Source organism: Pontibacter silvestris, assembly GCF_020907275.1.
Lineage (GTDB): Bacteria > Bacteroidota > Bacteroidia > Cytophagales > Hymenobacteraceae > Pontibacter > Pontibacter silvestris.
Map to the genome: position 1 here is coordinate 253,718 of NZ_JAJJWI010000002.1, position 15,734 is coordinate 269,451.

Sequence of the window (15,734 nt, forward strand, 5' to 3'; positions counted from 1 at the left end):
TTTGCATTGAAATTGAATCAAATGTATATTTTTAAGTAACACTTTAAAAGCATTGGTTTTCTTTTTAACTTCAAGTAAGCTTCATCATATCTCTGAAAATGGAATATCCACGATATCATATAAATGCCAGTTCTTGTAATCGAAATGCCACCATTCATTAGTTAACACCTTGAATCCTTGCGCTTCCATTTTGGTGCGAAGCAGGTCCGCGTCTGGCGCTGTTCTTCGGTGCCACCAGTATAGGTGCTATAGGAGTGTTCACTCATTTCATTATAAGCACCAGTCATTTGGGCTTCTTTTACCTGTTGTCAATTAATATAAACTTAAACCAACAGCACAGCCACGGGTTGTGCTTGGAGCTCGTCTTGGGATAGGATGATAAGGGAGAGGTGAAATAGTAAAGTTCCGTTTGGCTTCTTTAAAATGCCTACATATTCATGAATCTGTAGCTGCTATTGTATTATGGTTTGTTATTTAAAGTAGTAAACGCTTAAGCATACCCTTGCTTTAAATCCCTTATAAGTAGCTTGTTTAAACCAAATGCCACTTTGGTTTGCATGATTTTTGTAGTATTATCATTAGTGAATGTATAACTTTTAAAGAAAGCTTCTGATGCTTTTGTTTTAGTTAACAACTTAATTTGAAAGGCGTTTACTGATTTTGTGAATATGGTTGAAATTTATTCAGCTCAAAAATAAAGCGATATGGATTACAAGGACTATTATAAAATACTCGGTATAGATAAATCTGCTTCGCAGGCAGATATAAAAAAAGCTTATCGTGCCTTGGCTAAAAAATATCATCCTGACAAAAACAAAGGTAATGCCGATGCAGAAGATAAGTTCAAAGATATAAGCGAAGCCTATGAGGTGTTAGGAGACGAAACTAAGCGGAAACAGTATGACCAGTTGGGTGCAAATTGGCGACAGTTTCAGCAAGGTGGAAATGGGTTTGGCGGCGGACAGTATTACGGGCAGCCAGGAGGAGGCTTTGAGGGGCATTTCCAGGGTGACCCTAACGACATGTTCGGAGGAGGTTTTTCTGATTTCTTTAAGCAGTTCTTTGGCAGTGCTGCTGGTTTTGGCCAGGGAAATGGTGGCGCACGGGCAGCGAGGGGCCAGGACTACGAGACAGAAATGCAGATTACCTTGCTAGAAGCCTATACCGGAACTTCCCGATTGATATCAGTGAACAACCAACAACTGCGCATAACCACTAAGCCAGGTGTTGCCAATGGGCAAACGCTTCGAATAAAAGGAAAAGGTGCTCCTGCAATGGGAGGCGGCGTAAATGGAGACCTTTATATTAAGGTGCTGGTACAGCCTTATCCAAATCTGGAGCGTAAAGGCGATGACTTATATGCCTCCTTGTCCGTTGATATGTTTACGGCTATACTTGGTGGTGATACTCAGGTTAATACCCTTAGTGGACAGTTGAAATTAAAAATACCGGCAGGAACACAAAACGGTAAAACATTACGTTTAAAACGAAAAGGAATGCCTGTGTATGGTAAACCAGATCAGTACGGGGATCTTTATGTAACTATTTCAGTTGTGTTGCCAATTAATTTAACTGATGAGGAAAAAGGGCTATTACATAAGCTGCGGGAAATGCATCAGGTAAAAACAGCTCAAGTGTAGGTTCATTTAAATTTAAAGACTGTTAGCTATGTTACTGACAATTGAAACTACTAAGACTTACCGGCAGCTTGATGAGTTCGTCAATAGTCTTGCAGATCGTAATCTCACTTTTTATGCAAGTGATTTACTCAATCAAAAAGGCTGCAGAACAATGGATGAACTGAGCCAGGCTTTAAAAAGGGCTACGCAGGTTTGCAATAACATGCACCTGCCGCTACGGGAGAATTTTAAAGTAGTATATCGGTCACAGGAAGGGGAGGTAGTGCAGGATTGGCGCTTATCGCCCATGGCGTACCTGCTGATGGTGCTTAACTCCGATTCTAGTAATGATTTTGTCGCTCACATTCAGGTAGAAATGGTAAAGCGGATACTGCAGCAAGAAAAGGCATAAAAAGGAAGCAGCAAGCTTAAGAGCTTGCTGCTTCCTTTTTATGCTTGAAACTTATTAAGCAACTCAGTTAAGCGCTGTAAATCTTCTTTGGTATGCAGGCTGTTTAAGATAACTCTCGTAATGGCATCATCAGTTGGAGTAGGATACCGGAAACTTGAAATCAGCACCTGGTTCTCCAGCAAGTAAGGGCATAAGCTCTCATGTTGTGTGTAGAAAACAGGAAAATTTTCAATGCAGTTGAATAGAGCAGGGCAGGAGAGTTGTTGCCTGAAAAAAGTAATATTAGCTAATAGCTTCTCTCTGGCTTCTTTAAACACCATCTCAGAATGGAGAAAGGCATAAAGATAAGCTGGAATAGCGGGAGAAGCTCCCCCAAAGTTAGAGCTTAACCTTAGCTGTGAAATGAGTTCTTTATCACCCAAGATTATACCAGCCGGTATACCAAAAGCTTTACCGAATGATGTTGCCACTATCAGTCTCACATTGTCTGTTAATTTGTCGCTTAGCTGACTGAAGATGCCGGCTCCGTTAGCACCAGTCACACCAAAACCATGTGAGTCGTCAATAATCAGCGTAATCTGTTTATTTTCTGGCAAAGCATCTATCCAACTAAAATGGTAATTCCTAGCTCTTAGCGGGTCCAGAGAGTTGCATACTATAATAATATGTTCCGCTGGCAATGTTGGCGCTTCAACAATCAGTTGTTTCACCCATTTATCATAGTCTAAGGTTACCGTGGTACTGGTTTCATTTAACCACATAGCAGGGTGAGTACCGGGGGCATAAATAAAGTGGCCGCTTGCCTGCAATACTCGCACTAGTGTTTGTCCGGCCAGAAAACCAGAGGACATTGTTAGTGCTGCCTCGGCACCGGAATAAGCAGCCAGGTAGGCTTCTGCTTCATCAAACACCCGCAAATGCAGATTTGAGTTTCTGGAACTGGAGTAGTTTGTGCCGTAGCGGTGAAAACCTTCAAACAAGTGCTGCTTAAATTGCTCGTTTCGTGCTATACCTAAGTACGAGGTGCCACTGCAAAACAAATACTCCACACCCTCAACTGACAGTGTTCGCCCCGGCAGCTCATCAGTATGAATATTATTGAGTACTAACATGAGGCAATGAGAGTGGCGCCGGTTCCGTTAACTGTAGTACTGTAGTTCACTTTTCCAAAGTCGATGGTTATACCGGTAGCAATATCCTTACTTATCAATAAAGGGCCGTCCATATCCACATAGTCCAGCATAGGTAACAGTTGTGCGATAGCTGATATCCCTACAGTGGATTCCGTCATACAGCCTACCATTACTTTCATGCCTAACTCTTTAGCTTCGGCAATCATTCGTCGGGCTGGCGTCAGGCCTCCGCATTTAACCAGCTTCACGTTAACTCCATGAAAGTGGTGGTGGCATTTAGCCACATCTGCTTCTGTAATACAGCTTTCATCTGCTATAAGTGGAAGTGCGGAATGCTGATAAACCTCCTTCATCCCTTCCATATTGTCAGCTGCCATAGGCTGCTCTATAAATTCCACACCCAAAGGCTTCAGTTGCTTTGAGTTTTCAATTGTTTCGGCTACACCCCAGGCGCAGTTAGCATCTACTCTAAATACTGCGTCTGTATGTTTGCGAAGCTCTTGTACAATAGCCACATCCTCCGGAGTACCTAATTTAATCTTATAGAGAGGCCAAGGGCACTCCTTCAGTTTTTTTACCATGTTTTCAATGGTGTCAATGCCAATAGTATAATCCGTTAGGGGCATCTTATCTGTTTTAAGCCCCCATAGCTGATACAGTGGCTTTCCGTTCATCTTGCCAAACAAATCATTGGCTGCCATATCCAATGCGCATAAAGCAAAAGGGTTATTAGGTAGCAGAGGCTGCATCTTAGACCAGAACTGCTCGGGACTGGTAAGATCTGTCGATTCAATTTGTTCTCTAATGCTTTCCAGGGCATTGGTCATACTCTCTATAGTGAAGCGGTAATAGGGATTGCTGGTTGCTTCACCATAGCCTTTGTAGCCGTTTTGCTCCAACTCTACAATAAGTGTTTCCTGTACGTCACGGGAATCGTAGGAGATGGTAAAAGTATGTTTGAGTGGTAGGTTAAATGAACAGATAGTTAATTTCATGTTTTACGGAGTGGTTTTATATTCAAGACTGAAAATATTACTTTAATCTGAGATCTGCCAAAACATTGATAACTTTATCTCATATTAGTCTTAAAAATTATCTTTATGCTAAAAAGTGTGTTAGCTACGTATCGGTAAAGGCTGTGGTAAGGCATCTTGTTCAGCCAGTTTATTATGCCATCCGAATTGAAAGCACAAACGCAGAAAGTTTCCGGGCAGCTGCGCTTTAATCCTTAATTGGACACCAGTAAAGGGATGTATACAATTCAGTTCTGCTGCATGTAATAAAAGGCTGGGGCTGTTCAGTTCTTCCAGAAACATTTTGTTGTGTCTCCAGTCACCATGCCTCTTATCGCCTATAATGTAGTGCCTGATGTGGGCAAAGTGTTTCCTGATCTGGTGCATACGCCCGGTTTCTGGTTTAACCCTGACAAGGCTGTAGCGCGCGGAATTGTACCTGCCAACCGGAATGGGCAGTTCTACTGTAGCCAACCTGGAGTAGTGTGTAACTGCATCTTGTGGGGCTTTGTGCTGATGATCTTTATCTGGCTTTATCGGGTTATCTATTGTTTCAGCCTCAGCTGTATAACCACGAACAATTGCAAAGTAGGTTTTTGCCACTTCCTTATCCTCAAAAGTCTTTACTAAGGGTGTTGCTGCTTCCGGACTTTTTGCAAAAAGCAGAACACCAGATGTGCCTCTATCCAGTCGATGTACTGTAAACAGGTGATAGCCTAACTGATCACGCAGCATCTGTAAGGCAAACTCTTTCTTCTCTTCCGCAATTCGGGTGCGATGCACCAGTAAACCATTCGGTTTATTGATGGCTACATAGTGCTCATCTTCAAAAATAATATCTAGCACAATAAAAGTTTAGTTGATTAGACAATGATACTGATTCTCCACAGCATTTTGAAATCGGGAGAAACTAGTATATGCTTTTCGTATATTATTACATCTGTAATAAAAATAGTTCAAGTATTTACCTTTCCTAATACTAGAAATGCTTATCCCATATTGGGAATATAAGAGGGTAGGAAATATAAAAAACCGACTTTAAATGCTCCTGAAGGCGTTTTGTGACATTGGCATGTGGTTGGTAAAACCGTCTACCAAATATAACAGTGTTAATGATGAAAGTTTATTACAGCAGTCTGAACAAACATAGCTTTTCAAGAGTCATTACTATAATACTTTCTTTAAAAGGTAAAGCAGATGTTGGTTTTTCGAAAGCTACTGTAGCGTTAGTCTATATATGCCTTCTGGCTTTATTAATGATTTCTGCTTTTGCTGCTAAAGCTGAATGCCCAACTTACCCAAGCAATGCTTTTGTTGTTAACGGAGGCAATGGCTCATACAACATTAATAGTTCTGATGTTTATCTTTTCAAAGGTAATTTTACTGGTAATATAAATAGTTTGCCAAAAGGATCAAAAATTTATATTGATGCCGATGCTACCTTTAAGCCAGGTTCTATTAGTAACCCAGCTGGTGAAATTAATAACTGCGGTACTACTTATATACCTCAGAATTTTAATACTAATTCAGGTTTGGTTATAAACAATTACGGCAAGATGAGCTTTGAGTATTCTTTTAATATGAACGGCCAAACCACTTTTTACAATGGTTTAGGAGCCACCATGACTTTTACACAAAGCCTTAAGTTGCAGAATAGATCTGGAATGGTGAATGACGGTACAGTAGAGTTCTTAGCAGATTTAACCACTGACAGCGGTACAAAACTAGTGAATACTGCTTACATGAATGCCAGTAACAGTAATTACAATATAAACCTGAATGGTGCTATAGAAAACAGTGGAGTTTTTACTGCAGCAGGATTTATAAATATGAACAGCAGCATGAGCCTGACTAATAATTGTACTTTTATTTCTAAAAAAGGCTTTATTAACGGAGGTGCCATCATTAACAATGCTCTAATTTTAATAGAAGAATCAGGGTTGCAAAATAATGGCACGATTAGCATGGGTGGTTCTTCTTTAATTCAGGGTGTTGATTTTACTAATGATGGAACAGTATCCGGAATTGGTAGCTTTTACTTTACAGGAACAACTATAAACCAAGGTACCTTTGCTAAATCTTCCAAGGATTATATAGTGTTTTATGACAAGTCCAGCACCAATAACGCTGTTTTTGATGTGAATAACTCTAAAACAACAAGTAAGGCAACCCGTAGCGAGGTAACTTCATACGTTGATACTAATACTTTTACCGCTACATGTGCAACTTGTAGCGACGTAGTAAGTAGAAACAGTACTTCTACTTTACCTGTGGAACTTGTTTCTTTTACAGTTAAAAAGGATGCTAACAGCCAGGCACAGTTAACCTGGAGTACTGCGAGTGAAGAGAATAACGCTTACTTTGAAATCCAACGTTCTGTAGACGGTAAAACTTGGGAGGTTATTGGTAAAGTAACCGGAGCTGGAAACTCCAGTGTAAAACGTTCTTATACATTTACTGACACAGATTTTGAGAGAATAGCTGTTACTACAGTTTACTACCGTCTAAACCAGATTGATACTGATAATGCAACTGAACTTTCCAAAATAGTAGCCTTGGAGCAGGTTATAAATGTTGGTAAAATTGAAGGGATTTATTTTAATGCCACTACTTCTGTTGTTGAAGTGAATTATAGCAACCTGAAAGCCAATTCAATGGAATTAGTGATAGTTGACCTTGGGGGCAAGGTGCTACTAAACCGTCAGTTTAACCTGAACGATAGCTATGGAACTGTTACAGTTCCAGTTGATGGTGCTACCAAAGGAATTTATGTTGTCAAAGCCGCATCAGGTACTTCTTACCTGTCGAGTAAGTTTATGAAGTAGTTGTAAACAGATCAATAAAACAGCAAAAGCCACCTTAATAAGTGGCTTTTGCTGTTTTATTGAAACAATGTCTTTTGCTCCCGTATATTTGTAACTGAAATAACAGAACGGAGTAGATGGCCATATCTTTTAACAATTTGCGAAAAGGCAAACATTATAGATTGCGGAACTATGGAGAAGAGTTTGATTTCCAGGTAATAGATATGCCAGAAGACGGTCTTTACCGTGTAAAGGATCTAAATACCTTGGACATTTACAACTTAAGCGAACTGGTTAAATACGGTAAAGGAAAAGACTTTGACCTGGAAGAACTGTAGTTCTAATACGCTGCTTTTATCTGCTAGTCTTTCCCTTTAGATCCCAGTGGCTTTTGAGTATTTCATTGCTGTCAGGTTTTCTAACTATACGTCGGGCATATCGTTCTCCTGCTATTTCCCCATCGTCTCGTCTTTTGCCTATGAACAAAGAAACGGGCTCTCCGAACTCATTGGTGATGTACGTGATATCTTTCCCCATATATTTGGAGTCGTATCTTTCTTGTGGAGCGTAAACTTTGCTTAGCAGTTTATCTAATTTAGTACTTAATGGCATGCGTCGTATTGCTTGTGCTATTAACTTTTATGGTTTTAAACTGATAAGGTTACATCTTCTTTTTTAGTTTTTTTATTTCGCTATTGGTGTGCTTTTTACTCTTTTAACAGAAGATAACGTATTACATAGGGGCAATAGGAACAGTTATAAGCCGTTAATTGTTTTAAAGGCATCTATTACTTTAAACGTAGTATATGAAGCGCTTTTGACATAAAAACGTTAAACTATGCAAGCACAACAATCACACTACTTTGTGTACATAATGGGAGGGCAACCTCGTTCAGAGGTTAAAATAGGAATTGCTGATGACTTGCACCAATATGTGCAAGCTATAAGGTCGTCATCCCCGCCGGCTGTTAACTATGCTACTGCAGATAAGAACAATCTTGTTTATTATGAGCATTACGATGAGAAAGAGATTGCCCTGACACGAGAGCAGCAAATAAAAGACGGAGGTGCAGATTCTGCGTTTAGCCTGATCGAATCGATGAACCCTAATTGGCTTGATTTAAGCGATATGCTGTAAAACATATCTAACAGGTTACATAAGCAAAAGTAGTAGCAACCTTTAAGCTTAATTTATTAGTGTATTTATTGATTCAAGGATTTCATAATTGAAACCATCCCAACTTATAGCAGCTAAGCTATGGAACTTAATTGTAAGCCTTACTTTAAATATAAATTCAATAAATAATGCTTAAGCTTCTTCTTCTGTTAGAGGAAAAAAACTAGGCGTTTAATTATCATAACCCTAACTTTGTGCTTTCTTGAGCCGGTGCCGCATCAGTGGCCTGGCTTTTTCCGTTTTAATGAGTTCAGGTAATAATTTTTAATGTTGATCAAATTTATCAAAAAGCAAAGCGAGCATATCAGGCTGCAAATGTTTGTTGTGCTGGTGGGTGTTGTGTTGTTGCTGGTCAAGTTTATTGCTTTTGGTTTGACCAACTCTAATGCGATACTTACTGATGCGCTGGAATCAATTATAAATGTGGCAGCGGGAGCTTTTTCGCTTTATAGCTTAGTTGTTTCCTCACGTCCGCGAGATGAAAACCACCCATATGGGCATGGAAAGATTGAATTTATAGCTGCCACACTAGAGGGTTCTCTCATAATGGTAGCTGGGGGAGCCATTATATTTAAATCTACTTACAACCTATTTGATCCAGTGCCGCTACAGCAACTGGATACAGGTATACTTCTTGTATTAGCCGGGGGAATCGTAAATTATGGTGTAGGTTATCTAATAGAAGCGAAAGGTACGCAAAGCAACAATATGGTACTGAAGGCAGGAGGGAAGCATCTTAAAACTGATGCTTATTCCACTGCTGGTATATTAGTTGGACTGCTGATGATTTACCTGACAGGCCTGGTTTGGCTGGATAGTATGGTGGCCTTGATGTTTGGAGTTATCATTGCTACAACTGGTTACCGTATTATCAGGTCATCGGTAGGCGGTATTATGGACGAAGCTGATTATGACTTACTGAAGCGTATAGTAAAGGTTCTGAATGAGAACCGTCGTGAAAACTGGATTGATATTCATAACCTGCGTGTAATCAAGTATGGCTCTACCTTACATATAGACTGCCACCTGACCGTGCCATGGTACCTGACTGTGTTGCAGGCTCATGATGAGGTAGATGCAGTAGCCGCCTTAGTGCGAGAAAAAATAGACCCAGGTATAGAGCTGTTCATTCATACAGATCCCTGTATAGAGCCATCATGCCAGATCTGTACGAAAGAAAGTTGTGAAAATCGTCAGCATAAGTTCCACCATCGGGTTGAGTGGGAATTTGATAAAGTTATTGCAGACCGGAAGCATGGAGTTTATTAACTAAATACGGAAACTATTCTTTACAGGTATCTAGAGCTTGCTTTATAATTCTAAACTAATGGTATGGCCAAATCATTGCTTTACAGTATAGAAGAAAACATAACATATTTATGATGAATGTAATGCGTAGTTTATCTATATTCCTGCCCCTTTTCCTGCTTGTTGCATCCTGCACACAAGCTGAAGGAGAACGTCAGGCTAATACCGGAGAAAAGAACTTTCTGACTTATGACTCTACTGATACAACAGGTTTAGCGAAAGCAACATTTGCTGGTGGTTGCTTTTGGTGTACAGAAGGTTATTTTGAACGGCTTAAAGGAATAAAACGAGTTGTTTCAGGGTATACAGGAGGTACCAAAGCTAATCCGACCTACTATGAAGTAAGTGCTGGAGAAACCGGACATGCGGAAGCAGTTCAAATCTATTATGATCCAAAGCTGTTGAGTTACCGGGAATTACTTAAAGCTTTTTTCCTGACGCACGACCCGACGACTTTGAACAGGCAGGGACCAGACATAGGAGAACAATATCGCTCAGCTATATTTTACCACAATCAGGAGCAAAAGAAAATGGCTGAGCAATACATTGCCGAGCTGGAGCTTAGTGGTAAATACCAAAACAAAATTGTAACGCAGGTAGAGCCATTTACAAAGTTTTGGGAAGCAGAAGAATACCATCAGGACTTTTACCGTCGTAACCCCAACAACCCTTACATAGAGTCTGTGGCAAAGCCTAAAATGAAGAAGTTTGAAAACGTCTTTCAGGGTAAATTAAAAGGCGATAACAAAGAAGAATAAGTCACTAATAGTATAAAGTCTATCATTTTAGCGAATGTGTGCGTATGGTATTGAAAACTGTATGTAACACTAAAAATAAAACTATGGACTTTATTATTGACTTATTAGTTAGTGCCGGGGTACTTATGCTGATGGCGTATATGCTGCCAACGGTTCATATAAAGAGTTTCTGGACTGCGCTTTGGGTGGCATTTCTGGTTGGTATTTTAAACGCTACCATTGGAGCTATTATTCGCTTTCCACTGAACCTGTTTACCTTTTTCCTGCTTAGTTTTCTGGTTCGCCTGGTGGTTACAGCCATCATTATAAAATTTGTTGACTGGCTGGTAGGTAACTTTAAGATAGATGGCTTTTTGCCTGCTTTGATTATTGCTGTTGCCCTGGCTGTTGCTGGTGCTATTGTAGGCTGGTTAACTACTAAAGATGAAGGTTATATAACCATGGAGCAACAAACAAAGGTGGAGCAGTTGTATACCTTAAGGTAAGGCTTCTTTATTGCATATAGCCTTAAAAAAGCCTGCGTTACATTTCGATGTAATGCAGGCTTTTTTTTATAGTGAAGGAGGTTCAGCCATTTTACTACATGGCGGGCTTTAAAAATCTAAATTATTTTGTTCGAGCTTTTAACAAAGAAACAGGAGTAAAACCCAAAGTTTACCAACAGCAGAAAACCCGCTGATTACTCTTAAGTATTATGTTAAATAGAAACAACAGAGTAGATACAAATTCCGACAGATTTTAAACTGGAACATGAAGTCCATCAGCGTGAGTTTTTATATAATGGTTAAATGAAACAGTGGGAGGGAACAGTACATTAAGCTATTCTCCGAGATCTTTAAAATTTGCTTATCCTGCGCTGCTTTATACCTGGTTAATAAAAATACAAATGTTTATAGTGAAGAGCAGTTATAAATTGTTGTGTTGGACGTGCCTTTCGATGATCTGATCTGGAAAAGTTGATTTAATACCTGATCAAGTCTACATGTGACAGCAGGTTAGTATTTTCAGTAATGTTTCTTTGTTGGTTTAAGAGTGTGCTAGGTCCATTTACAATCAAACAGATTAAACATGCCTTTAGTTAGTAATTAAAACTGCTACTCCTATTTAACATAAAGTATATTATTTGTGACACATATTTATTGCGATTTATTCGTATATTATATGTCTTATAATTTATATTATGTTAAATAGCGTGTTAGGTTACCTGATTTCCTATTTAAAAAGCTAGACCAATACTTAGAATATCTACCCTCCATTCCTTACTTTATCTCTTAGAAAAGTTTAACCAACGATCAACAAAAAGTGCTAGCTGACTATTTAACTATTCAGCTAGCACTTTGTAAAATAAATCTAAAGCTCCTTCATGATCTATATAAGACTTCGTAATTGTTCAGCGGTTGTTTCTGCGGTAATGTCTCGCTGCGGATCACCAAGTAACTCATAGCCCACCATAAACTTCTTAACCGAAGCTGAACGCAGTAACGGCGGTAAAAAATGCATATGGAAATGCCAGCCTGCATGTTCCTTGCCATCCGTTGGGCGCTGGTGAAGTCCAGCTGAATATGGGAAAGAAACATTGAAAACTTTATCGTACGCCATTGTAATTTGCTTGATAGCTTCCGCATAAGCATCTTTTTCATCATCAGTCATCTGTGTGATATCCTGAATGTGACGTTTACTAATGATCATTGTTTCGAATGGCCATACTGCCCAAAATGGCACAAGTACCACGAAATGTTCATTTTCGAATATAATGCGCGTTTTCTCTTCCAGTTCAAGCTGCAGGTAATCAGCTAATAAGCTGCGCTGGTGCTCTTGGTAATACTTTTCCTGCTGTTCTGTTTCTTTAGCTGGTCCCTCCGGTACAGAGCTTTGTGCCCAAATTTGTCCATGCGGGTGAGGATTGCTGCATCCCATCACTTGGCCTTTATTCTCAAAGATCTGAACATGATTAATAAAATCAAGCTTACCGAGTTCTTCGTATTCCTGCTGCCACAGATCTACCACTTTACGGATTTCTTTTATTTCCATATCAGGCAGTGTCAGGTCGTGGCGTGGTGAAAAACAGATTACTTTACATATTCCTCTTTCACTCTCGGCTTTCAGTAAACCACCTTTACTGAATGTACCTTCTGGTGTTGATTCCTGTAAAGCACCAAAATCATTGTCAAACACATAGGTAGACTGGTAGTTAGGGTTTTTCTCGCCATTTGCACGCTCATTTGTCGGACATAAATAGCAGGATGGATCATACTCAGGCCGTTCATGCTTATTTACATCTTCTTCCTGGCCCTGCCACGGTCTTTTAGCCCTGTGTGGTGATACAAGCACCCACTCTCCGTTAAGCGGATTATATCTGCGGTGCGGATGTTCCGCCATATCGAATGTACTCATATTCTATGATGATATGTTATGAGGCCTTTTTCAAAGATATGCCCCTTTTCAATGATTGCTAAATTATTAGTAATTGATGCTGTTGGGCTCCAACTGGGTTGCTAAACTGCTGCCGTCTACTATTTCGGCAATATAAGTTTTAAGCTGCACATCAAATCTCTGTTGGTAAGCCTCCCCTATCTGCTTCTTAAATTCATCCAGCATGTCTAGCCTTACAATATTAATGGTGCAGCCTCCGAAGCCGCCACCCATCATACGTGCGCCAAGAACTGCCTCTGTTTTTTTTGCCTGCTCTACCAGGAAATCAAGTTCTGGGCAGCTTACTTCATAATTGTGTTGTAAACCATTGTGAGAGGCATACATTTTTTCACCAAAGGTTTTCATGTCACCGGCTTCCAGCGCTTTACAGGCTTCCTCTACCCTATTATTTTCACTTACTACATAAGTACAACGTTTGAAAACTACGGGATCAAATTCATTTCGATGTTTTTCGAGCATTTCAAGGGTTGCATCTCGCAGGCTGGTTACTTGCGGGAAGTGCTTGTGCAGAACTGCAACACCTGTCTCACATTCCTGGCGACGGGTATTGTATTCTGACGAAGCCAGTGAATGCTTTACTTGTGTGTCGCAGAGTACGATGCGATAGTCTGCCATGTCCAGGTTATAGTATTCGTATTCTAACGAGCGGCAATCCAGCTTTACAGCATGGTTTTTCTTGCCAAACATACTTGCAAACTGGTCCATTATTCCGCAACGAACTCCTGCGTATTCATGCTCTGCCTTTTGAGCCATTTTTACCAGGTCAAAGCGCTCCACACCAAACTCATAAATATGATTTAAGGCAAAGGCAAGGCCACATTCTACAGCTGCAGAAGAGGATAATCCGGCACCAATGGGAACATTACCACCGAAAACAAGGTCAAACCCGCTAACTGTATGCCCTGCTTTTTGTAATTGGGCCACTACTCCTAACAGGTAGTTTGCCCAGCCTATATCAGATGGTTTTATGTTTGATATATTGAATTCGGCACTTTCTCCCATGTCACATGAAAAGGCACGAAAAGTATCTCTCCCATTAGGCGCTATGGCAAAATATATTTCCTTATTGATAGCTGCTGGCAATACAAACCCATTATTATAATCCGTATGTTCCCCAATCAGATTAACCCTCCCAGGTGAACGGACAATAACAGGCTCCTGACTGTATAACTCTTTAAATTTAGAAACAATGTCGTTTATCATTATTTATATGTTTAAACTTTAAAAGCTTTAGTTAAAAAATTTAAGACTATAGTTTAAGTTTAATTTCTAGTGATACATCCATTATTTATTCGGTATCATTCGTTATCCTAAACCAATCAAAGGTGGCTGTTGCAGCGGAAGGGCCTTTCACTGTTAACCCAACTCGTACGCCTCTGTCCCAGGGTGGCAGGTACGATGCATCAACACTATCTGCATCTTGTAACGTATTCCACTGCTTTCCATCAGTGCTCCAGGCAAACTGCATTTGTTCGCCATTTTCGGAAGAAAGCTTAAGCCGAAGCAGGTTTGTACTAGCAGGAGCTGCTGTTTTGGCTATGGTAGTAGTAATGTTACTCTTTGTTGTCCAAATGATTATGTCACCATTGGTTACAGCTATTCCTACCGCATTTTCGTTGTCACCTATGGCTGCAAGGCCAGCCATGGTGCCATTCTGTAAACTGTTTTTATCAATGGCAGTGGTAGCGGAGTAGTCTGCTGATTTTGTTCGCTGTGCCACTACGCTACCAATATTATCAGGAGAAGCGTGAAGAACTAATTGCCCGTTATTACCACTCTTAATGCTGTACTGTGGCAATTTATTAAGTAGCCATTGCCATTCCTGGCTTAAACCGGATGTGTTAAATTCATCCTCAACATTTAAGGCTGTGGCTTTATTGGCTCTACTACCTGTGGGTGCTTCAGATGTAATATCGGGAGATCTGCCTTCAAAATAAGGCCAGCCGTTTTCTCTCCATTTTACCTCATCCAGCAACCCTTGTCGCCCTGCATAAACCGATGCATCAGTACTGTACGCATGGTATAGAAAATAATCTTTTCCTTCCGGAGTAGTGACTAATGTGCCATGACCCGGACACTTCCACTCCTCGTTCTTCTGCATAATAGGGTTGTTCTCATACTTCTCCCAAGGGCCAGTTAACGTTTTTGCACGAGCCACGCCTATACCATAAGTGCACTCTCGGCCACAGCAGGCATCCCCGGAATAAAATGCGTAGTAATAGTCGCCTCTTCGCACCAGCGCTGCTCCTTCTACCAAGCCGCCTTCCCATGTGCCAGGGTCGTTGCGGAAAAGTTCAAATTTCTCACCTAGTAAAGCAGTTCTTTCCTCATTCATGCGTTGCCCCCATATCGGAGTCGGCAACCCACGGCTATTCCCATCTTCTTTCCATATAAGATAAAGATCACCCTGCTCATCCCGGATCTGGTAACCGTCGATAGAACCAAGTTCCTGGCAAACCAAGGGGCCATGATCTATATAAGGACCAGTTGGCTTATTAGCACTGGCAACACCAACGCAAAGATTTCCTCCTTTCTTTTTCGCTGTATAATAGATATAGTACCTACCATTATCATAGGTAATTTCAGGAGCCCAGAAATGTGCTTCTGCCCATTCAGGAAGCTGTTCTGGGAACACATGTCCTACAGTTTCCCAATCGACAAGGTTTTTTGAGTGTAGCAGCGGAAAGAGCGGAGCCCACTCGGAAGAGGTTGCAGTTGCCCAGTAATCATCTCCTACGCGTATGACAGAAGGATCTGCATAATCTCCAGCTAAAACAGGATTGCTGTAACTGGTTGCTTCTGAACTTAGTGTTACAGCATCTGTTGTTTCTGGGGTAGATGTTACATTACTGCTACAGGAAACGGAGAGTAAGCTAGCAACACCCAGAAAAAAGTTGATTCTTTTCATAGTATTATTTTAGCCAAAAAGAAAAGCTATCTTGTCTTTTCGATACTAATAGAACATGTCTTTATACGCTATGTAAGGATAAACTATTTTTTTTTCTTACAGACAGCATCATGGTTCTGTACAGATAACAGTTCAGGCTATTCTTTTTTTAACGTACATGGTTTAAGTA

Annotated in this window: 14 protein-coding genes; 8 read left to right on the top strand and 6 right to left on the bottom strand. The window is 40.4% G+C overall.

Annotation, left to right across the window (positions count from 1 at the left end):
• The first annotated feature begins 704 nt into the window (after positions 1–704).
• Both LN995_RS02805 and LN995_RS02810 read left to right on the top strand, forming a co-directional pair.
• Complete coding sequence (locus tag LN995_RS02805; RefSeq protein ID WP_229958175.1) at positions 705–1,640, top strand: DnaJ C-terminal domain-containing protein; 936 nt, start codon at positions 705–707, stop codon at positions 1,638–1,640.
• 28 nt (positions 1,641–1,668) lie between these two features.
• On the top strand, positions 1,669–2,031 hold the full coding sequence (locus LN995_RS02810; protein WP_229958177.1) for a hypothetical protein: 363 nt from the start codon (positions 1,669–1,671) through the stop codon (positions 2,029–2,031).
• A 38-nt stretch (positions 2,032–2,069) separates the two neighbouring features.
• On the opposite strand, the gene LN995_RS02815 is transcribed toward LN995_RS02810, so the two are convergent.
• The 3 genes from LN995_RS02815 to LN995_RS02825 form a co-directional block, all read right to left on the bottom strand.
• Positions 2,070–3,143, bottom strand: a complete 1,074-nt coding sequence (locus tag LN995_RS02815) for an aminotransferase class I/II-fold pyridoxal phosphate-dependent enzyme (RefSeq protein WP_229958179.1) — start codon at positions 3,141–3,143, stop codon at positions 2,070–2,072.
• A complete protein-coding gene (locus LN995_RS02820; protein WP_229958181.1) occupies positions 3,137–4,159 on the bottom strand; it encodes a dipeptide epimerase in 1,023 nt (340 codons plus the stop codon). The genes LN995_RS02815 and LN995_RS02820 overlap by 7 nt, the downstream gene beginning before the upstream one ends.
• Before the next feature lie 120 nt (positions 4,160–4,279).
• Entirely contained in the window at positions 4,280–5,023 is a 744-nt protein-coding gene (locus tag LN995_RS02825; RefSeq protein WP_229958183.1) for a pseudouridine synthase, read from the bottom strand.
• A 266-nt stretch (positions 5,024–5,289) separates the two neighbouring features.
• Between LN995_RS02825 and LN995_RS02830 the strand changes: the two genes are divergently transcribed.
• The 6 genes from LN995_RS02830 (at position 5,290) to LN995_RS02855 (ending at position 10,709) form a co-directional block, all read left to right on the top strand.
• Positions 5,290–7,002: a T9SS type A sorting domain-containing protein gene (locus tag LN995_RS02830; protein ID WP_229958186.1), complete on the top strand. Its 1,713-nt coding sequence runs from the start codon at positions 5,290–5,292 to the stop codon at positions 7,000–7,002.
• A 116-nt stretch (positions 7,003–7,118) separates the two neighbouring features.
• Complete coding sequence (locus LN995_RS02835) at positions 7,119–7,319, top strand: hypothetical protein (RefSeq protein ID WP_229958187.1); 201 nt, start codon at positions 7,119–7,121, stop codon at positions 7,317–7,319.
• A 500-nt stretch (positions 7,320–7,819) separates the two neighbouring features.
• Positions 7,820–8,119: a GIY-YIG nuclease family protein gene (locus LN995_RS02840; protein ID WP_229958188.1), complete on the top strand. Its 300-nt coding sequence runs from the start codon at positions 7,820–7,822 to the stop codon at positions 8,117–8,119.
• A 306-nt stretch (positions 8,120–8,425) separates the two neighbouring features.
• Positions 8,426–9,427 carry a cation diffusion facilitator family transporter gene (locus tag LN995_RS02845; RefSeq protein WP_229958189.1) on the top strand — a complete coding sequence of 334 codons (1,002 nt, stop codon included), beginning with the start codon at positions 8,426–8,428 and terminating at the stop codon, positions 9,425–9,427.
• Positions 9,428–9,537: 110 nt separating this feature from the next.
• On the top strand, positions 9,538–10,224 hold the full coding sequence (msrA, locus tag LN995_RS02850) for a peptide-methionine (S)-S-oxide reductase MsrA (protein WP_229958190.1): 687 nt from the start codon (positions 9,538–9,540) through the stop codon (positions 10,222–10,224).
• Between the two features lie 83 nt (positions 10,225–10,307).
• Positions 10,308–10,709 (top strand): phage holin family protein, encoded by a 402-nt coding sequence (locus tag LN995_RS02855; RefSeq protein ID WP_229958191.1) that lies wholly within the window; start codon positions 10,308–10,310, stop codon positions 10,707–10,709.
• A gap of 883 nt (positions 10,710–11,592) precedes the next feature.
• Here the strand turns inward: LN995_RS02855 and LN995_RS02860 are convergent.
• The 3 genes from LN995_RS02860 to LN995_RS02870 form a co-directional block, all read right to left on the bottom strand.
• The gene (locus tag LN995_RS02860; protein ID WP_229958192.1) at positions 11,593–12,618 is read right to left on the bottom strand and encodes a UDP-glucose--hexose-1-phosphate uridylyltransferase; all 1,026 of its coding nucleotides are present in this window, start codon (positions 12,616–12,618) and stop codon (positions 11,593–11,595) included.
• A gap of 66 nt (positions 12,619–12,684) precedes the next feature.
• A complete protein-coding gene (locus LN995_RS02865) occupies positions 12,685–13,860 on the bottom strand; it encodes a galactokinase (protein ID WP_229958194.1) in 1,176 nt (391 codons plus the stop codon).
• 85 nt (positions 13,861–13,945) lie between these two features.
• Positions 13,946–15,565 carry a family 43 glycosylhydrolase gene (locus LN995_RS02870; protein WP_229958196.1) on the bottom strand — a complete coding sequence of 540 codons (1,620 nt, stop codon included), beginning with the start codon at positions 15,563–15,565 and terminating at the stop codon, positions 13,946–13,948.
• Between the last annotated feature and the right edge of the window lie 169 nt (positions 15,566–15,734).